Origin of the sequence: Paraburkholderia sp. RL17-368-BIF-A, from assembly GCF_046054045.1 — a bacterium.
Lineage (GTDB): Bacteria > Pseudomonadota > Gammaproteobacteria > Burkholderiales > Burkholderiaceae > Paraburkholderia > Paraburkholderia graminis.
In genome coordinates, this window is sequence record NZ_JARESN010000007.1 from 237,386 (window position 1) to 254,898 (window position 17,513).

General features: G+C 62.9%; 18 protein-coding genes. 9 read left to right on the top strand and 9 right to left on the bottom strand.

Features of this window, described 5'->3' with window-relative positions; genetic code table 11:
- Positions 1-69: 69 nt before the first annotated feature.
- The 4 genes from nadB to radC all read right to left on the bottom strand — a co-directional run bounded on the left by nadB (position 70) and on the right by radC (position 3,366).
- The gene (gene nadB, locus P0D87_RS14910; RefSeq protein WP_053859087.1) at positions 70-1,668 is read right to left on the bottom strand and encodes an L-aspartate oxidase; all 1,599 of its coding nucleotides are present in this window, start codon (positions 1,666-1,668) and stop codon (positions 70-72) included.
- Between the two features lie 238 nt (positions 1,669-1,906).
- Positions 1,907-2,074: a 50S ribosomal protein L33 gene (gene rpmG, locus P0D87_RS14915; RefSeq protein WP_006050116.1), complete on the bottom strand. Its 168-nt coding sequence runs from the start codon at positions 2,072-2,074 to the stop codon at positions 1,907-1,909.
- Positions 2,075-2,084: 10 nt separating this feature from the next.
- Complete coding sequence (gene rpmB / locus P0D87_RS14920) at positions 2,085-2,318, bottom strand: 50S ribosomal protein L28 (protein WP_053858652.1); 234 nt, start codon at positions 2,316-2,318, stop codon at positions 2,085-2,087.
- Positions 2,319-2,601: 283 nt separating this feature from the next.
- Entirely contained in the window at positions 2,602-3,366 is a 765-nt protein-coding gene (gene radC / locus P0D87_RS14925) for a RadC family protein (RefSeq protein ID WP_029968031.1), read from the bottom strand.
- A 177-nt stretch (positions 3,367-3,543) separates the two neighbouring features.
- Here radC and P0D87_RS14930 point away from each other — a divergent pair, with 177 nt between their 5' ends.
- The 7 genes from P0D87_RS14930 (at position 3,544) to P0D87_RS14960 (ending at position 10,598) form a co-directional block, all read left to right on the top strand.
- Complete coding sequence (locus tag P0D87_RS14930) at positions 3,544-3,999, top strand: FKBP-type peptidyl-prolyl cis-trans isomerase (RefSeq protein ID WP_006050119.1); 456 nt, start codon at positions 3,544-3,546, stop codon at positions 3,997-3,999.
- A gap of 2 nt (positions 4,000-4,001) precedes the next feature.
- Complete coding sequence (gene ispH / locus P0D87_RS14935) at positions 4,002-4,961, top strand: 4-hydroxy-3-methylbut-2-enyl diphosphate reductase (RefSeq protein WP_006050120.1); 960 nt, start codon at positions 4,002-4,004, stop codon at positions 4,959-4,961.
- Positions 4,962-5,504: 543 nt separating this feature from the next.
- Positions 5,505-6,704, top strand: a complete 1,200-nt coding sequence (locus tag P0D87_RS14940; protein ID WP_029968029.1) for a branched-chain amino acid ABC transporter substrate-binding protein — start codon at positions 5,505-5,507, stop codon at positions 6,702-6,704.
- A 229-nt stretch (positions 6,705-6,933) separates the two neighbouring features.
- Positions 6,934-7,884, top strand: a complete 951-nt coding sequence (locus P0D87_RS14945; protein WP_006050122.1) for a branched-chain amino acid ABC transporter permease — start codon at positions 6,934-6,936, stop codon at positions 7,882-7,884.
- 22 nt (positions 7,885-7,906) lie between these two features.
- Positions 7,907-9,076: an ABC transporter permease subunit gene (locus P0D87_RS14950; protein WP_006050123.1), complete on the top strand. Its 1,170-nt coding sequence runs from the start codon at positions 7,907-7,909 to the stop codon at positions 9,074-9,076.
- A gap of 23 nt (positions 9,077-9,099) precedes the next feature.
- Complete coding sequence (locus P0D87_RS14955; RefSeq protein ID WP_006050124.1) at positions 9,100-9,876, top strand: ABC transporter ATP-binding protein; 777 nt, start codon at positions 9,100-9,102, stop codon at positions 9,874-9,876.
- Between the two features lie 17 nt (positions 9,877-9,893).
- Positions 9,894-10,598 carry an ABC transporter ATP-binding protein gene (locus P0D87_RS14960; RefSeq protein ID WP_029968028.1) on the top strand — a complete coding sequence of 235 codons (705 nt, stop codon included), beginning with the start codon at positions 9,894-9,896 and terminating at the stop codon, positions 10,596-10,598.
- Between the two features lie 137 nt (positions 10,599-10,735).
- On the opposite strand, the gene P0D87_RS14965 is transcribed toward P0D87_RS14960, so the two are convergent.
- The 3 genes from P0D87_RS14965 to P0D87_RS14975 all read right to left on the bottom strand — a co-directional run bounded on the left by P0D87_RS14965 (position 10,736) and on the right by P0D87_RS14975 (position 13,700).
- Positions 10,736-11,203, bottom strand: coding sequence for a GNAT family acetyltransferase (locus P0D87_RS14965; protein WP_053859086.1), 468 nt, complete (start codon positions 11,201-11,203; stop codon positions 10,736-10,738).
- 19 nt (positions 11,204-11,222) lie between these two features.
- On the bottom strand, positions 11,223-12,407 hold the full coding sequence (locus P0D87_RS14970) for an acetylornithine transaminase (RefSeq protein WP_006050127.1): 1,185 nt from the start codon (positions 12,405-12,407) through the stop codon (positions 11,223-11,225).
- A gap of 261 nt (positions 12,408-12,668) precedes the next feature.
- Positions 12,669-13,700, bottom strand: coding sequence for a CDP-6-deoxy-delta-3,4-glucoseen reductase (locus P0D87_RS14975; RefSeq protein ID WP_053858651.1), 1,032 nt, complete (start codon positions 13,698-13,700; stop codon positions 12,669-12,671).
- Positions 13,701-13,837: 137 nt separating this feature from the next.
- Here P0D87_RS14975 and P0D87_RS14980 point away from each other — a divergent pair, with 137 nt between their 5' ends.
- On the top strand, positions 13,838-14,896 hold the full coding sequence (locus tag P0D87_RS14980) for an NAD-dependent epimerase/dehydratase family protein (protein ID WP_053859085.1): 1,059 nt from the start codon (positions 13,838-13,840) through the stop codon (positions 14,894-14,896).
- A 103-nt stretch (positions 14,897-14,999) separates the two neighbouring features.
- Here the strand turns inward: P0D87_RS14980 and P0D87_RS14985 are convergent, their stop codons facing one another.
- Together P0D87_RS14985 and P0D87_RS14990 are read right to left on the bottom strand one after the other, a co-directional pair.
- Entirely contained in the window at positions 15,000-15,188 is a 189-nt protein-coding gene (locus tag P0D87_RS14985) for a hypothetical protein (RefSeq protein ID WP_006050130.1), read from the bottom strand.
- Positions 15,189-15,377: 189 nt separating this feature from the next.
- Entirely contained in the window at positions 15,378-16,097 is a 720-nt protein-coding gene (locus P0D87_RS14990; protein WP_053858650.1) for a pseudouridine synthase, read from the bottom strand.
- Between the two features lie 93 nt (positions 16,098-16,190).
- Here P0D87_RS14990 and P0D87_RS14995 point away from each other — a divergent pair, with 93 nt between their 5' ends.
- Positions 16,191-17,444, top strand: coding sequence for an MFS transporter (locus tag P0D87_RS14995; RefSeq protein WP_053858649.1), 1,254 nt, complete (start codon positions 16,191-16,193; stop codon positions 17,442-17,444).
- Positions 17,445-17,513: the final 69 nt, after the last annotated feature.

Genomic DNA, 17,513 nt, shown 5'->3' on the forward strand with positions numbered 1-17,513 from the left:
AAATTAGGCTTCGTGAGACATGAAACGCCATCGCCGGCATGAAAGCCGGCGATGGCGTTTCCGTTTGCATCACACGTTGCGGTTGCGCACGTATTCCGGCGAGAGCACGGTCGGCAGCGCTTTGGGCAAGGTCGCCGGCCAGTCGCGGCTGAAATGCAGGCCGCGGCTTTCGCGCCGCGAGCGCGCGCCGTCGACGATTAGCGAAGCCACGTCCACCAGATTGCGCAACTCCAGCAGGTCGCGGCTCACCTTGAAATTCGCGTAATACTCGTGAATCTCGTCGCGCAAGAGGGCGAGCCGGTGGCGCGCTCGCGCAAGCCGTTTGTCCGTGCGCACAATGCCCACGTAGTTCCACATGAGCCGGCGAAGCTCGTCCCAATTGTGGGCGACCACCACTTCTTCGTCCGGATCGGACACGCGGCTTTCGTCCCAGTCCGGCAACGGCGCATGAACCGCGCCGCTAAAGCCTTCTTCTTCGATGGCGCGCGCAGCCGAGCGGCCGATCACCAGACACTCGAGCAGCGAATTGCTGGCCAGGCGGTTCGCGCCGTGCAGCCCCGTGCAAGAGGTCTCGCCGACTGCATAGAGGCCCGCGAGATCGGTGCGGCCCGCCAGATCGGTGACGACGCCGCCGCACGTGTAGTGCGCCGCCGGCACGACCGGAATGGGTTGCTTCGTGATGTCGATGCCGAATTCCAGGCAGCGCGCGAGAATCGTCGGAAAATGCTCGCGCAGGAAATCGGCCGGCTGATGGCTGATGTCCAGATACACACAATCGATGCCACGCTTCTTAATCTCGAAGTCGATCGCGCGCGCGACGATGTCGCGCGGCGCGAGTTCGGCGCGCTCGTCGTGGTTCGGCATGAAACGCGTGCCGTCCGGCAGCTTCAGCACGCCGCCTTCGCCGCGCACGGCTTCCGAAATCAGAAACGACTTGGCGTACGGATGGAACAGGCAGGTCGGATGGAACTGAATGAACTCCATGTTCGAGACGCGGCAGCCCGCGCGCCATGCCATCGCGATGCCGTCGCCCGTCGCCGTGTCCGGATTCGTGGTGTACAGGTAGACCTTGCCCGCGCCGCCGGTGGCGAGCACTGTGTGCGGCGCTTCGATGGTGACGGTGCGGCCGGTTTGCACATCGAGCGCATAGAGGCCATGACAACGGCGTCCCGGCAATCCCAGCCGGTCGGAGGTGATCAGGTCGATCGCGCAGTGATCTTCGAGCAGCGTGATGTTCGGATGCCGCCGCACACGCTCGCTGAGCGTGGTGACAACCGCGTGGCCCGTGGCGTCGGCCGCATGAATAATCCGCCGGTGGCTATGGCCGCCCTCGCGCGTGAGGTGGAAGCCGAGCTCCGCCGCGTCGTCTTTCGTGAACGGCACGCCCTGGTCGATCAGCCATTCAATCGCGGCACGCCCGTGTTCGACGATGAACCGAGTCGCCGCTTCGTCGCACAGGCCGCCGCCGGCAATCAGCGTGTCGCGCACGTGATTGTCGATGCTGTCCGCGGAATCGAGCACGGCGGCGATGCCGCCTTGCGCCCAATCGCTCGCGCCTTCAGTCATCGACCGCTTGGCGATCACCGCGACCCGCCGCGTTTCTGCGAGATTGAGCGCGACGCTCAGCCCCGCGAGACCGCTACCGACAATCGCCACATCGAATTCCATTGCTTGCATCTCCGTCTTTTCGTTTTGCTGTGCACGCGCGTCAATCACGCGCTGCTAAAACGAGAAAGGATACGCGCCGCGACGGTCGAGGGAAAGCTAGCCGGACGTCATAAGACTTCACGACCGCGCACATCAAGGGCAAACGACGGTTTTGACGACCCAGAAACAAAAAAGCCCCGCACGAATGCGAGGCTTTTTGCACATGTCTTTGCCTTCGCCAAAAGGCAGGAGCCAAGACTTACTTGATCTTGGTTTCCTTGTAGTCAACGTGCTTACGGACGACCGGATCAAACTTCTTGATCAGCATCTTTTCCGGCATGTTGCGTTTGTTCTTCGTAGTCGTGTAGAAGTGACCCGTGCCTGCGGTCGATTCCAGCTTGATCTTGTCGCGTGCGCCTTTCGCCATGATTTACTCCTTAGGCTTCACCGCGTGCGCGCAGATCTGCGAGCACAACGTCGATACCGTTCTTGTCGATCAGGCGCAGGCCGGCGTTCGAAATACGCAGACGCACCCAACGGTTTTCGCTTTCCACCCAAATACGGCGGCTTTGCAGGTTCGGCAGGAACCGGCGCTTGGTTTTGTTGTTCGCGTGGGAAACGTTGTTGCCGCTCATCGGCGCTTTCCCAGTTACTTGGCATACGCGTGCCATGAGAGCACTCCTAATACGCTAATTCTGAGTTCGAACGCCGTGAAAGTTTCCCGAAAAGAGTCGCGCTGAAATCAGGCACGTATCCTTTCCGGAACGCCTTGGTGGCTTCGGAACAGGGGGTTGGAAATAGGCAAACCGGAATTCTAGCAGGAAAAAAGCCGCAAAATCAAACCTTATTTGCGGTGAAGAGACATGGCGCGGCGCCCTTTCGCGTCCCGTCCACGCTTTTTTCATGTCGCCTAAAGAGCGCCGAAAGACCCGTCAAGCTACCGATCTCGCCGCGTCACGGCCACCCGGCGCGGGCGAACGAGTATACGCTGTCCGCGCCAATCACGAGATGATCGACCAGCTGTACGTCGATCAGCGCCAGCGCTTCGCGCAGTGTGCGCGTGAGACTACAGTCGCTCGCGCTTGGCTGCACTGCGCCCGACGGATGATTGTGCGCGACGATCAGGCTCGCCGCATTGAGCGCCAGCGCCCGCCGCACGATCTCGCGCGGATACACCGCCATGCGCGTAAGCGTGCCGCGCGCGCTTTCCTCGCTGCGAATCAGCCGATGCCGCGCGTCCAGGAACAGCGACACGAACACTTCCTGCGGACGGCCGCCGATCAGAAGCCGCAGGTAATCTTCCACGGCCTCGGGCGAATTCATCAGCGAGCGCCGGCGCATCTTGTCGACCAGCGAACGGCGCGCCATTTCCATGATCGCGAGCAATTGCGCTTTTTTCGCGGGCCCGATGCCGCGCAGGCCGTCGAAATCCGCGTAAGTCGCATCGAGCATGGCCCGCAGCGAGCCGAAGCGGTCGAGCAGCTCGCGCGCCACGCTGAACACGTCGTGGCCGGGCAGGCCGGAGCCGAGCACGAGCACGATCATCTCCGTGTCCGACAGCACGGCGGGGCCCTGATCGATGAGCCGTTCGCGCGGCATATCGTGTTTGGGCCATTTGCGCCGGCGGCGCGGATTGGGCGCATCGGCAGGGCGGGCGACGGGCGGCGAACGAGCGAAATCCAACATTGGATCGCCGATTGTGGACGCATAATCAGACATATAGAGACAATTCCTCCGCTTAGGGTTGAAGCTTCGTGCGTGCGATGGACGCAAGCCGAGGCCAGCCATGTGGCTTACAATAGACGCTTTGCGCACGGCACGCCGACGGTGTGCCGCACGCGTCAGCTGCGCCCGCGGCGCACGCGTGAGAGCGCGCTTCGACTGAGCGAGCACTGCATGAGCATCATCGACATTTCCGAAGTGAAGCCCGGTTCACACGTGACGCTTCACTACCGGCTTTCCCTTGCCGATGGCGCCGAAGTCATCAATACCTTCAACGACAAGCCCGCCACGCTGCTGCTCGGCGCCGGTCAGCTCGCGCCGCCGCTGGAAGACATTTTGCTGGGTTTGAAGGTCGGGCACCATTCGACCTTTCGGCTAGATCCCGGCGTCGCCTTCGGTCCGCGCAATCCCGAGTTGATCCAGCGCGTGTCGCTGGCCACGCTGCGCGAAAACAGCATGATCGGTGAGGATTTTTCTCCGGGCGACCTGGTCGAATTCAACGCGCCGGGTGGCGGCCGCTACGCCGGCGTTCTGAAAGAAGTCAGCGAAACGTCGGCCCTGTTCGATTTCAACCACCCGCTTGCCGGCCAGGCGCTGGCGTTCGAAGTGAAAATCATCGGGATTTTGTAAACATGACCATCGCGGATACGACCCTTGCCGAAACCGAGATCCTGCTGGCGCAGCCGCGCGGGTTCTGTGCCGGCGTCGATCGGGCTATCGAGATCGTCGAACGCGCGATCAAGCTGCACGGCTCGCCGATTTACGTGCGTCACGAAATCGTCCATAACGCCTACGTCGTCGAAGATCTGCGCAAGAAGGGCGCGATTTTCATTGAGCGGCTCGAAGAAGTGCCGCCCGGCAACACGGTCATCTTCAGCGCGCACGGCGTGTCGAAAGCGGTGCGCAGCGAAGCCGAATCGCGCGGGCTGCGCGTGTACGACGCGACCTGTCCGCTCGTGACCAAGGTGCACATCGAGGTCGCGAAGATGCGCCAGGACGGCTTCGACATCGTGATGATCGGCCACAAGGGCCATCCGGAAGTGGAAGGCACGATGGGCCAGGCGGGCGAGGGCATGCATCTCGTTGAAGACATCGAGGACGTGCAGGCGCTGCAACTAGCCGACCCCGAGCGCATCGCGTTCGTTACGCAAACCACGCTGTCGGTCGACGACGCCGCCGAAATCATCGGCGCGCTGAAGGCGAAATACCCGTCCATCCGCGAGCCGAAGAAGCAGGACATCTGCTACGCGACGCAGAACCGCCAGGACGCCGTCAAGTTCATGGCGCCGCAGTGCGACGTGGTGATCGTGGTCGGCAGCCCGAACAGTTCGAACTCGAACCGGCTGCGCGAACTGGCTGAGAAGCTCGGCGTGCCGGCCTATATGGTCGATTCGCCGGATCAGATCGATCCGACATGGGTCGAGGGCAAGCGCCGCATCGGCGTGACTGCCGGCGCTTCGGCGCCGGAAGTGCTGGCGCAGGCGGTCATCGCCCGTTTGCGGGAGTTGGGTGTGCGCAATGTTCGCGCGCTCGACGGCATCGAGGAAAACATCGCGTTTCCGCTGCCGCGTGGCTTGGGTCTGCCGGCCTGACGGTTCGCAGCCACCATAGACCATAAGAAAGCGCGCCTTCGGGCGCGTTTTTTTCATCCTGACGCCGCGAAGGCCATTCAAGAAACGGTGCCACATCACTGCGAAATGCGGTTTCCCACACCGACGCAGGCAATCTTTTTTGAAATTCGATCTGGCGTTAAATCGGTTTTTCGATGATGCGTCCCCGATTATTTGCGACCTATCCGCCCTGTTGCAATTTTGGCGCACTAAAATGGTGCTCGTCAAAGGCGGCTCAACAAAACCCACCATTTGACGTAAACCACGCTGTAGCAGGCCGCAGCGCCGTTCGGCCGCAACACTTGATGCCATGCGTTCCCAAGCCGGTGCAACTGATGCACGAAAAACAGTCGCAACCGGGTTGCGCCTTTTGCGCGAAAGCGGTCTCAAAATACGGTTGCAATGCAGGAAAACCCTGCCGGTTCAACAATATTGCCCGTCGCAAAATTGGAGTTACAATGCGCGCGTTCTCAAGGCCTTAGCGCCTTCAGACGATGGAATTTGCAAGGGCGGGAGACCTACTTAATGCGAGTCAAGTTTGCTTACGCCGTGTCCATCGCGGCCGCGGTTGCGATGTTGACCGCGTGCGGCAAAAAACAGGATGGCGAGGCGGGAGCAGGTGCGTCGGCGGCAGCGGCATCCGCGGCGCCGGCAAGCGAAGCAATCGTCGTGAAAATCGGCCATGCGGCTCCGTTGACGGGCGGCATTGCACATCTTGGTAAAGACAACGAAAACGGCGCGCGTCTCGCGGTCGAGGAAATCAACGCGCAGGGCCTGACGATCGACGGCCACAAGATCGACTTGCAACTCGACGCGCAGGACGACGCCGCCGATCCCAAAACGGGAACGGCCGTCGCGCAAAAGCTGGTGGACGATCACGTGGTGGCCGTCGTCGGGCATCTGAATTCGGGCGTGTCGATTCCGGCTTCCAAGGTCTATAGCGACGCGAGCATCGTGCAGATCTCGCCGTCGTCGACGAACCCGGCTTACACGCAGCAGGGTTTCAAGACGACCTACCGCGTCGTCGCCACCGACGCGCAGCAGGGTCCCGCGCTTGCCAATTACGCGACGAAGGCGCTGGGCGCGAAACGCATCGCCGTTGTGGACGATGCGACCGCCTACGGCAAGGGACTCGCGGACGAATTCGCGAAGACCGCCGAGGCGAACGGAGCGAAAGTCGTCACGCGCGAAGCGACGAACGACCGGGCCACGGACTTCCGGGCCATCCTCACGAAGATCAAGAGTGTTCATCCGGACGCCATCATGTTCGGCGGCATGGACGCAACGGGCGGGCCGTTTGCCAAACAGGCGGCGGCGCTCGGTATCAGGGCAAAAATCCTTGGCGGCGACGGCGTGTGTACCGACAAGGTAGGTGAGCTGGCGGGAACCGCCGTGCAAAACCTGGTCTGTTCGGAAGCGGGACTCGCGCTTTCGAAAATGGACAGGGGAGCGGACTTCGAGAAGAAGTACGTCGACCGCTTCCACACGCCGGTGCAGATTTACGCACCGTTCACGTACGACGCTGTGTACGTGATTGTCGATGCAATGAAGCGCGCTAATTCGATCGAGGCGCCCAAGGTGCTGGCTGCGATGCCGTCCACCGATTACCACGGGGTAATCGGCCGCATCGCGTTCGACGACAAGGGTGATTTGAAAGAGGGCGCCATTACGCTTTACGACTTCAAGGACGGCAAGAAAGCGGTTCTCGACGTCGTGAAGATGTAATGACGGGACGTTCAGCCTGACGGCACCGAACCACCCGACGGTGCCGTTTTTGCATCCGCTGAAGGCTAGCCTGCGACTGTGACCCAGTCGTGAAGGTGAATCGGCGGCGGATAAACCCTTACCGGTCTTTTACATCAGTACCCGCAGTGCCGTTGAGATTGCGTGACGCATCACCGCCCACCGGCTGATGAAGAGCGCGAATCCAGCCGCACGGGCTAAGGAGCATTAAATGGATATCTTCATCCAGCAGGTCCTCAACGGGCTGGTGCTTGGCAGCGTTTACGCCATCATCGCACTGGGCTATACGATGGTTTACGGCATTCTCGGCATCATCAACTTCGCCCACGGCGATGTGTTGATGGTCGGCGCGATGGTTGCGCTGTCAGCCATAGGCGTGCTGCAGAACCACTTCCCCGGCTTGGGCAATGTGCCGACGTTATGCATCGCGCTGGCGATCGCCGCCGTGGTCTGCGCGGTCGTCGGCTACACAATCGAGCGCGTGGCATACCGGCCGCTGCGCAAGGCGCCGCGTCTCGCGCCGCTGATCACCGCGATCGGCGTGTCGATCCTGCTGCAGACGCTCGCCATGATGATCTGGTCGCGCAATCCGCTGCCGTTCCCGCAGCTTCTGCCGACCGATCCGCTGAACGTGATCAAGGCCACCGATACGACGCCCGGCGCCGTGATCTCGATGACTGAAATCGTGATCATCGTCGTCGCGTTCCTCGTGATGGCGGGCCTGCTGCTCCTCGTGCACAAGACCAAGCTCGGCCGCGCAATGCGCGCAATTGCCGAGAACCCCGGCGTCGCCTCGCTGATGGGCGTGAACCCGAACTTCGTGATCTCGGCCACTTTCATGATCGGCTCGGCGCTCGCCGCGCTCGCCGGTGTGATGATCGCCTCCGAATATGGCAACGCGCACTTCTACATGGGCTTCATCCCAGGCCTGAAGGCGTTCACCGCGGCGGTGCTCGGCGGCATCGGCAATCTCGGCGGCGCGATGGTCGGCGGCGTGATTCTGGGGCTCATCGAACAGTTGGGCGCGGGTTATATCGGCAACCTGACAGGTGGTGTGTTCGGCAGTAACTATCAGGACGTGTTTGCGTTCATCGTGCTGATCATCGTGCTGGTGTTCCGTCCGTCGGGTCTGCTCGGCGAACGCGTTGCGGATCGCGCTTGATCCAGGCCAAGGAGTAAATCAAATGACCTCAATTCAACCGATCGAGCCGTCCACGACGCTCATTCCCGAGAAGAACCTGGCGAAGACGCTGACCGTCGGCATCATCACGGCGGTGCTCGTGATCGCCGCGCCGATGATCATCGGCACCGCGGGCGGCAACTACTGGGTGCGCGTGCTCGACTTCGCGATGCTGTACGTGATGCTCGCGCTCGGCCTCAATGTCGTGGTCGGCTTCGCCGGCCTGCTCGACCTGGGCTACATCGCGTTCTACGCGGTCGGCGCGTACACGGCGGCGCTGCTGTCCTCGCCGCACCTGTCGTCGCAATTCGAATGGATCGCGCATCTCGCGCCGAACGGGCTGCACGTGCCGTTCCTCATCATCGTGCCGTGCGCGATGGGCGTGGCCGCGCTGTTCGGCGTCTTGCTCGGCGCACCGACGCTGCGTCTGCGCGGCGACTACCTCGCCATCGTGACGTTGGGCTTCGGGGAAATCGTGCGGATTTTCCTGAACAACCTCGACCGTCCGGTGAACATCACCAACGGACCGAAGGGCATCACGGCGATTGCGCCGGTGCACCTGGGCGACTTCAGCCTGTCGCAGTCGCACTCGCTGTTCGGCTTCCAGTTCCCGTCGGTGTACTCGTACTACTACCTGTTCGTGCTTGCCGCGCTGCTCGTGATCTGGGTGTGTACGCGTTTGCAGCACTCGCGCATCGGCCGTGCATGGGCCGCGATCCGCGAAGACGAAATCGCGGCGAAGGCGATGGGCATCAACACGCGCAACGTGAAGCTGCTCGCGTTCGCGATGGGCGCGTCGTTCGGCGGTCTGTCAGGCGCGATGTTCGGCGCGTTCCAGGGCTTCGTGTCGCCGGAATCGTTCACGCTGCCCGAGTCGATCGTGGTGCTCGCGTGCGTGGTGCTCGGCGGCATGGGTCACATTCCCGGCGTGATTCTCGGCGCGGTGCTGCTCGCGGTGCTGCCCGAATTCCTGCGCTCGACGATGGGTCCGCTGCAGCACATGATCTTCGGCCATGAAATCGTCGATACGGAAGTGATCCGTCAGCTCGTCTACGCGTTGGCGATGGTGCTGATCATGCTGTACCGCTCGGAAGGCCTGTGGCCGTCGCCGAAGCACGAAGACAAGATTGCGAAGCTGTCGAAGCGTGCCGGCAAGAAGCCGGTGCGCGCGTAACGGACGCGGATAGGAGAAATCACATGAGCGATAAAAAAATCCGTCTGTCCGTGCAGGGCGTGAACAAGCGCTTCGGCGGTTTGCAGGCGCTATCGGACGTCGGCCTTCAGATCGAGGAAGGCACTATTTACGGTCTGATCGGCCCGAACGGCGCCGGCAAGACCACGTTCTTCAACGTGATCACGGGCCTCTACACGCCTGACTCGGGTGACTTCAAGCTCGACGGCCAGAACTACACGCCGACGGCCGTCTATCAGGTCGCGAAGGCCGGCATTGCGCGTACGTTCCAGAACATTCGTCTGTTCGGCGGCATGACCGCGCTGGAAAACGTGATGGTCGGCCGCCACGTGCGCACGAAGCACGGCCTGATCGGTGCGGTGTTCCAGACGCCGGCCGAGCGCAAGGAAGAGCGCGAGATCAAGGAGCGCGCGATCGAACTGCTGGAGTACGTCGGCATCGCGCAGTACGCGGACTACACGTCGCGCAATCTGTCGTACGGTCACCAGCGCCGGCTTGAAATCGCGCGCGCGCTCGCGACCGATCCGAAGCTGCTCGCACTCGACGAACCCGCTGCCGGCATGAACGCAACGGAAAAAGTTGAACTGACCAGGCTGCTCGACAAGATTCGCGCGGACGGCAAGACGATTCTGCTGATCGAGCACGACGTGAAACTCGTGATGGGTCTGTGCAACCAGATGACGGTGCTCGACTACGGCAAGGTGATTGCGCAAGGTCTGCCGCAAGACGTGCAGAAGGATCCGAAGGTGATCGAAGCTTATCTGGGTGCAGGAGTCCACTGATGTCCACGACGCAAACCATGTTGAAAATCAAGGGCCTTCAGGTCAACTACGGCGGCATCCAGGCAGTCAAGGGCATCGATCTCGAAGTCGCGCAGGGCGAGCTGGTCACGCTGATCGGCGCAAACGGCGCGGGCAAGACCACGACGATGAAGGCGATCACGGGTCTGAAGCCGTATGCTGCGGGCGACATCGAGTATATGGGCCAGTCGATCAAGGGCGTGCCGCCGCACGAGCTTTTGAAGCGCGGCCTCGCGATGGTGCCGGAAGGCCGCGGCATCTTCGCGCGCATGTCGATTGTCGAGAACATGCAGATGGGCGCTTATCTGCGCACCGACACCGACGGCATCAAGGCCGACGTCGATCGCATGTTCGGCTTTTTCCCGCGTCTGAAGGAGCGCGCCACGCAATACGCGGGCACGCTGTCGGGCGGCGAACAGCAGATGCTGGCGATGGCGCGCGCGATCATCTCGCGTCCCAAGCTGCTGCTGCTCGACGAGCCGTCGATGGGTCTGTCGCCGATCATGGTCGAGAAGATCTTCGAAGTGGTGCGCGCGATTTCGGGTGAAGGCATGACCGTGCTGCTGGTCGAGCAGAACGCCCGTCTCGCGTTGCAGGCGGCGAACCGCGGCTATGTGATGGACTCGGGTCTCGTCACGATGTCGGGGGATGCGAAGCAGATGCTGGACGATCCGAAGGTGCGGGCGGCTTATCTGGGTGAATGAGCTGGGTGAATGAGCTGGGTGAATGAGTTGGGCGAATAAGCCTCGCAAACTAAAGCCTCAATAACAAAGGCCGCATGCGTAACCAACGCATGCGGCCTTTGTCTTTGCGCGGCGCAGCACACCGCACCACGAAGCACTCAACCCCGCGAAGAATCCGCCAGCTCGCCAAGACGTTTGCCGAAACTCACGACTTCATCCGCGCGATAACCGAGCGCCTCGTAAAACGCGCGCACGTCGTTCTTCGCGGACAGCACTTGCAGGTTCAGCTTCGGGCAGCCGAGCGCGGTCAACGCCGCTTCGACGTGCGCGACCAGACGCGAGCCGATGCCATGCCGCCGCAACGACTCGTCGACGGCGAGCGAGTAGAGCCAGCCGCGATGGCCGTCGTAGCCGCCCATTACCGTGCCGACCACGCGTTCACCCAGCACGGCCACGAAGAACAATTCGGGCTGCGTCGCGAGCTTGTTTGCGATCGACAGACGCGGGTTGCGTTGCGGCTTCGTCGCGTCCCGGTACTCGGGAAACGCCTGTTGCCACAACGCGATCACGGCGTCGGTGTCGCGTGCGTCGAACCGGCGGATCGAAAGCGCGGCAGTCGTGCTCATCATGCGTGGCCCGCTTCGATTACAGCGTGTCGAGGATCGAACGCAGCATCGCCATCATCTGGTCGATCTCTTCGTTCGTGACGTTCAGCGCCGGCATGAAGCGCAGCAGGTTCGGACGCGCCGCGTTCAGCAGCAGGCCATCGGGCTGCATGTCGCGCGCCTTTTCGACGATCTGGTTGCCGATGTCCTTGCCGAGCAGCAGCGCGCGCAGCAGACCTTCGCCGCGCTCGCCCTTGAAGCCGCGCTCTTCCGACAACTCCAGCAGCTTCGCGCGCAGATAGTCGCCGCGCGCGCGCACGCCTTCGAGGAAACCCGGCGCGGTCAGTTGCGAGATCACCGAATAACCGACGGCCGTCATCAACGGATTGCCGTTGTAGGTGCCGCCCTGATCGCCCGCTTCGAAGATCGCAACTTCGGCTTTCGAAAGCAGCGCAGCCAGCGGCACGCCGCCGCCGATACCCTTGCCGAGCGTCATGATGTCCGGCTCGATGCCCGACAGCTCATACGCGAACAGCGTGCCGGCGCGACCGCAGCCGCTTTGCACTTCGTCGACGATCAGCAGCAGGTTGTGCTTGCGGGTCAGCTCGCGCAGTTGCTGCATGAATTCGCGCGTGGCGGGAATCACGCCGCCTTCGCCCTGAATGGGTTCGAGCATCACCGCGACCGTCTTCGCGTTGATCAGTTTTTCCACTGACGCGATGTCGTTCAGATCCGCTTTCGGGAAGCCCGGCACTTGCGGCGCGTAGATCGTGTCCCAGCCCGGCTTGCCGCTCGCCGACATGGTGGCGAGCGTGCGGCCGTGGAAGCTGTGATCGAACGTGATGATTTCGAACGCGCCGTCCTTGTTCTTTTTGCCCCACTTGCGCGCGAGCTTGATCGCGCCTTCGTTCGCTTCCGCGCCGCTGTTCGCGAAGAACACCTTGTCGAAGCAGCTATGTTGCGTGAGCAGGCCGGCGAGCTTCGCCATCGGCTCGTTGTAGAAAGCCGGCGACGGATTGATGAGCAGTTGCGCCTGCTTGTTCAACGCTTCGATCATGCCTTCGTTGCAGTGCCCGAGCGAGTTCACGGCCCAGCCCTGAATGAAGTCGAGATAGCGCTTGCCGTTGTTGTCGTAGATCCACGAGCCCTTGCCGTGCGTGAAAACGATGTCGGGCCGGTTCGTGATGTACATCAGCGACTCGATCGGATACTCATTGAAGTTCATGACGGCAGGCTCCAGGCAGCGGGTAACAAGTGGGTGAGGGAAAAACAAAAAAGCCACGGCATGCCGTGGCTTTCATGATTCGAACAGCTTGCGCTCTGTTGTAGCGCGAATCCGTGACGAAGCCGGCGGCGTCCCTAGGGAAGCGGCGAGCGGCGACGTCGAAGTTCGGACTGGATGCGGTTCATGCGCGAAAGAATACGACAAGGCAAGCGCCGGTGTAAACCATGAATTTGCACACAGCGCGTTGCGTCGGCGTTTTGCTTAGACCGCGTTGGCGAGATCCGCCGCGCTCGTGAACGAATCCGCGTAGAACTCGTCTTCGGGCAGGCGATGATGTTGCGTGAAATCGCGCTGCGCCGATTCGACCATGACCGGCGCGCCGCACGCATACACCTGATACGCGGACAGATCCGGCAGATCCTCGATCACCGCGCGATGCACGAAGCCGACACGGCCGGTCCACGCATCGCTCGCGTCCGGCTCGGACAGCACCGGCACGAACTTGAAGTTCGGAATCTCGCGCGCCCATTGCTCGGCAAGCTCGAGCAGATACAGGTCTTTCTTGCGACGCGCGCCCCAGTACAGCGTCATCGGGCGATCCAGGTTCTTGAACACCGCATGTTCGACGATGGCCTTCAGCGGCGCGAAGCCCGTGCCCGACGCGAGCAGCACGATCGGCTTGTCCGATTCTTCGCGCAGGAAGAACGTGCCGAGCGGCGCTTCGAAGCGCAGAATGTCGCGCTCTTTCATCGTGTTGAATACGTGGTCGGTAAAGGCGCCGCCGGGCATGTGGCGGATATGCAGCTCGATCGGGCCTTCGGCGTGCGGCGCGTTCGCCATCGAATAGCTGCGGCGCTTGCCGTCCTTCAGAATGAACTCGAGGTACTGGCCAGCCAGATACTGAAGGCGTTCGTTCGCGGGAAGTTGCAGCTTGAGCACGACGACGTCGTCGGCCTTGCGCTCGATCGCGTTCACGCGGCACGGCAGCTTTTTGACCTGCACGTCGCCCACGCCGGCCACTTCGCGGATGTCGATTTCCAGATCCGAGCACGCCGTCGCGCAGCAGAAGAGCGCCATGCCGCGAGTCTTTTCATCGTTCGACAACGCCGACGACGAGTGCGCGCGCTGCTCGACCTGGCCGTTCACCACGGCGCCCTTGCACGAACCGCATGCGCCGTTCTTGCAGCCGTACGGCAGACCGATGCCCTGACGCAAGGCCGCGGTCAACACCGGTTCGTCCTGTTCTACCTGAAACTGCCGGCCGCTTTGCCGGAGCGTGACGTTGAATGCCATATGTGTTCGGAAATGGAAAGTCGGTAATCGTTAATAAGTCACGGCGAGGCTACGGCGAAGCTACAGCGAGGAGCAGCAAGGGCTGCGCCCACTGCCGCCCGATGCGCGCGGCGCGTGGCGGCTACAATGCCTGCACCATGAAAGCGACACGAAACTTCCGCCGTCCGCGCGTGTTGATCGTAGGTTGCGGCGATGTCGGCATGCGCTGCGTGCCTCTGCTGCTGCCGCACGCTCACGTCTTCGCGCTCACCAGCCACGCCGGGCGCTGCGCCGAATTGCGCGCCGCGGGCGTCTCGCCGCTGGTCGGCGATCTCGACGAGCGCCGCAGCCTGAAACGGCTCGCGGGTCTCGCGCCGACCGTGCTGCATCTCGCACCCCCGCAGAAATCCGGCGACGACGACCGCCGCACCCGCGCGTTGCTCGCCACCTTGAGCATGCGCCGCGACTTTGCTTTGGCACGCGCAACACGCTATGCAACGTCCGCGCCGATCGGGCGCATGCGCCGCGCTCGCGCCTCGTGGGCAACAGCAGGCACAGCGGCAGAACCAGCCAATATTGTACCCGACGGCCTTCGCCGGACCGCGGCTTCGCGCGCGCCCGTGCGCTTCGTCTATGCGAGCACGACGGGCGTCTATGGCGATTGCGGCGGCGCGTGGCTCGACGAAACGCGCAGCGTCGATCCGGCCAATGCGCGCGCGAAGCGCCGCGTGTCCGCCGAGCGCCAGTTGCGGCGCGCAACCGCACGCGGCTCGATTGCCGCGAGCATCGCGCGCATTCCCGGCATCTATGCGGGCAATCGCCTGCCGCTTGCGCGGCTCGAAAAACGCACGCCCGCGCTCGTCGCTACTGACGACGTCTACACGAACCACATTCACGCCGACGACCTCGCCGCGATCCTCGTGCGTCTCGCGACACACGGCCGGCCGTCGCGCGTGATCCATGCGTCCGACGACTCGTCGCTGAAAATGGGCGAGTACTTCGATCTCGTTGCGGATGCATTCGGTTTGGCTCGCCCGCCGCGCATCACGCGGGAGCAAGCCGAAGCGCAGATCGAGCCGACCTTGCTGTCGTTCATGCGCGAGTCGAGGCGGCTCGTGAATCGCCGTCTGAAAGAGGAACTGGGCGTGCGTTTGCGCTATCCGAGCGTCGAGGATTTTTTGCGCGAAGCGGGGCGTGGCGAGCAGCGCTCGAAGTGATGAACGACGCCAAACTGTGAAGCGCGATAGCCACGTCGCGTGGCCGCGGACAACAGAGAACCCGGCGCGACCGCTGCGCGCCGTGCGCCGCTCGCTTCGCCGTTCAGGTCAGCGCGGGCAGCGCCTCCAGCAGCAAAAAGCACAGCATTGCGCCGACCAACGCGCCGATCAGATTGGGATCGTACTTGTGCCGCCGCCGCATCACGATCAGCAATCCGCCGATCAGCAGCACCCCGAGACACACAAACGCCACCATCACATATGAGTTCATGATTCCGTTATGGACGATCATGGCGCCTCCTTGAACTCTTTGTAGTCTTTGTTTAGACGAGTATAGGGCGAGCCATGAGCAACCGCATGCTGCGGCGCAGCGTTCAACGCATGCAGGGCGCGAGCGAATGTGCGTCCGCGCGCATCGAATGTCCTGTGTCGTCAGACAGTTGCGTGCGCTATAGCGGCGCTGTTGTCGCGCTGTTGTCGTTTACCCAGTCCGTGAAGATCCCAACAGCTTGAGTTCGGTTTCGTCGAGCCATTGCCACGCGCCGGGCGCAAGCGTCGCGGGCAACGCAAGGCCGCCAACGCGCTCGCGATGCAGCGCTTCGCAACGGTTGCCCGCCGCGGCGATCATCCGCTTGACCTGGTGATACTTGCCTTCCATCACGGTAAGCGCGAGCGAGCGCTCGCCGCGCGCGTGAGCGTCGATCGCGGCCACCGCTTTCGACTCGCCGTGCAACAGCACGCCATCGCGCAACGCACTCAACTGCTGGTCGTCGATAGCATGGCGCGTGGTCGCGACGTACACCTTCGGCACCTTGCGTTTCGGCGACGTGAACATGTGCACGAACTTGCCGTCGTCGGAGAGGAGCAGCAAGCCGGTCGTGTCCTGATCGAGCCGGCCCACGCATTGCACGCCGCGCTCGGCGAATTGCGGCGGCAGCAGACTGAACACGCTCAAATGATGCTGCGGATCGCGCGAGCATTCATAGCCCGCCGGCTTGTTGAGCAGCAGATACGCATGCTCGCGATACGGCCACGGCACACCGTCGACGCTGAAGCTGAACGACGCGTCGTCGGTTGCGCAGTCCGCATCCGGGTCCGTGCATACGATGCCGCCAATCGCGACGCGAGCGTCCGCAATCAGCGCGCGGCATTGACGGCGGGAGCCGAAGCCCTGGGAGAAAAGAATGCTTTCGAGATTCATGGCGAGCGAAGAATAACACCGCAAGAAGCGGGGCGTGCCGCGCGGCGATCGCGGCCACGATGGTCACTTCCTAATCCGTTGCAGGAGCCATCGATGCACGCCACGCCGTCCTCATCCCGTGCCGCTTTGCCGGCCGCTTTTCAGCGGCTTGCATGGTCGAATCTGGTGGCGCAATCGGCCGAGCAGATCAGTCTTGCCGCCGCGCCGCTCGTCGCAGTGTTCGCGCTCGGCGCCGACGCGCGCGGCACCGGCCTGTTGCAGACAGCGCAGACGTTGCCGTTCCTGTTGCTGTCGATTCCGCTCGGCGTCTGGGCCGACCGCCGCTCGCGCCGCACGTTGATGGCGCTCGCCGAAAGCCTGCGTGTCGTCGCGATGCTATGCGTTCTCATGCTTCTGCTGACTCATGCGCTCAATCTTCCCTTGCTCGGCGTGCTCGGTTTCATCGCCGCGACGGGCACGGTCGCATACAACGTTGCCGCGCCGTCACTGGTGCCGTCGATCGTCTCGCGCGAAGCGTATGCGAGCGCCAATGGACGCCTCGAACTGGCGCGCAGCGTTGCCTATTCGGCGGGACCGGCGCTCGGCGGGTTGCTCGTCGGCTGGATCGGCGCGGGCTGGGCATACGGCTGCGCGGCCGGCTTGTCGGCGTTGGCGGTGGCTTTGCTCGCGGGATTGCGCGAACCGCCTCGCGCGCCAGTGCCCGCGCGTCACTTCATGCACGAACTGCGCGACGGCATGCGTTTTGTTTGGCACGATGCCTTACTGCTTCCGATGCTCGCGACCGCGGTCTTTTTCAACCTCGGCTTCTTCGTGCTGCAAGCGGTGTACGTGGCGTATGCGGTGCATCGGCTCGGGCTCAGTGCGTCGGCGGTTGGCATCACGCTTGGCGCGTATGGCGTCGGCATGGTGTGCGGCGCGCTGGCCGCGCCCGCCACCGCGCGACGCCTCGCGTTCGGGCGCGTGCTGATGATCGGGCCGTCGTGCGGACTGCTGGCTTCGCTCGTGATGGTGGCGACGCTCGTCGCGCCGTCGTTCTGGCTCGCGCTGCTGAGCTTCTTCCTGCTCGGCGTTGGGCCGATCCTCTGGGTGGTCGGCTCGACCACGCTGCGTCAGGCCATCACGCCGCAACGGATGATGGGCCGCGTCTCGGCGCTCAACAGCACGGCCACCTACGGCGCGCGGCCTGCGGGCGCACTGCTCGGCGCGTTGATCAGCGCGCATTGGAGCGTGGACGCGTGCCTCGTCGTAGCGGCAGCGGCGTTTCTCGTGCAGGCGTCGATCATTGCGATGTCGCCTGCCGCGCGGCTCGCCCGCATTCCCGAACAGCAACATGCCGCCGCTTGCTGAAGATCAATTCCATTGCGTGCAGAACGCCAGGGCAAACCCGTAAAAATGAAAATGAATTTTTTTCTAGGC

Excerpts from the sequence above, each read along its gene's own strand:
- P0D87_RS14960 (WP_029968028.1), top strand. The coding sequence starts at position 9,894 with ATGTTGAAAATCAAGGGCCTTCAGGTCAACTACGGCGGCATCCAGGCA.
- P0D87_RS14945 (WP_006050122.1), top strand. The coding sequence starts at position 6,934 with ATGGATATCTTCATCCAGCAGGTCCTCAACGGGCTGGTGCTTGGCAGC.
- P0D87_RS14975 (WP_053858651.1), bottom strand. The coding sequence starts at position 13,700 with ATGGCATTCAACGTCACGCTCCGGCAAAGCGGCCGGCAGTTTCAGGTA.
- P0D87_RS14990 (WP_053858650.1), bottom strand. The coding sequence starts at position 16,097 with ATGAATCTCGAAAGCATTCTTTTCTCCCAGGGCTTCGGCTCCCGCCGT.
- rpmB (WP_053858652.1), bottom strand. The coding sequence starts at position 2,318 with ATGGCACGCGTATGCCAAGTAACTGGGAAAGCGCCGATGAGCGGCAAC.
- P0D87_RS14955 (WP_006050124.1), top strand. The coding sequence starts at position 9,100 with ATGAGCGATAAAAAAATCCGTCTGTCCGTGCAGGGCGTGAACAAGCGC.
- P0D87_RS14940 (WP_029968029.1), top strand. The coding sequence starts at position 5,505 with ATGCGAGTCAAGTTTGCTTACGCCGTGTCCATCGCGGCCGCGGTTGCG.
- P0D87_RS14970 (WP_006050127.1), bottom strand. The coding sequence starts at position 12,407 with ATGAACTTCAATGAGTATCCGATCGAGTCGCTGATGTACATCACGAAC.
- ispH (WP_006050120.1), top strand. The coding sequence starts at position 4,002 with ATGACCATCGCGGATACGACCCTTGCCGAAACCGAGATCCTGCTGGCG.
- P0D87_RS14930 (WP_006050119.1), top strand. The coding sequence starts at position 3,544 with ATGAGCATCATCGACATTTCCGAAGTGAAGCCCGGTTCACACGTGACG.
- nadB (WP_053859087.1), bottom strand. The coding sequence starts at position 1,668 with ATGGAATTCGATGTGGCGATTGTCGGTAGCGGTCTCGCGGGGCTGAGC.
- P0D87_RS14980 (WP_053859085.1), top strand. The coding sequence starts at position 13,838 with ATGAAAGCGACACGAAACTTCCGCCGTCCGCGCGTGTTGATCGTAGGT.
- P0D87_RS14965 (WP_053859086.1), bottom strand. The coding sequence starts at position 11,203 with ATGAGCACGACTGCCGCGCTTTCGATCCGCCGGTTCGACGCACGCGAC.
- P0D87_RS14995 (WP_053858649.1), top strand. The coding sequence starts at position 16,191 with ATGCACGCCACGCCGTCCTCATCCCGTGCCGCTTTGCCGGCCGCTTTT.
- rpmG (WP_006050116.1), bottom strand. The coding sequence starts at position 2,074 with ATGGCGAAAGGCGCACGCGACAAGATCAAGCTGGAATCGACCGCAGGC.
- P0D87_RS14950 (WP_006050123.1), top strand. The coding sequence starts at position 7,907 with ATGACCTCAATTCAACCGATCGAGCCGTCCACGACGCTCATTCCCGAG.
- radC (WP_029968031.1), bottom strand. The coding sequence starts at position 3,366 with ATGTCTGATTATGCGTCCACAATCGGCGATCCAATGTTGGATTTCGCT.
- P0D87_RS14985 (WP_006050130.1), bottom strand. The coding sequence starts at position 15,188 with ATGATCGTCCATAACGGAATCATGAACTCATATGTGATGGTGGCGTTT.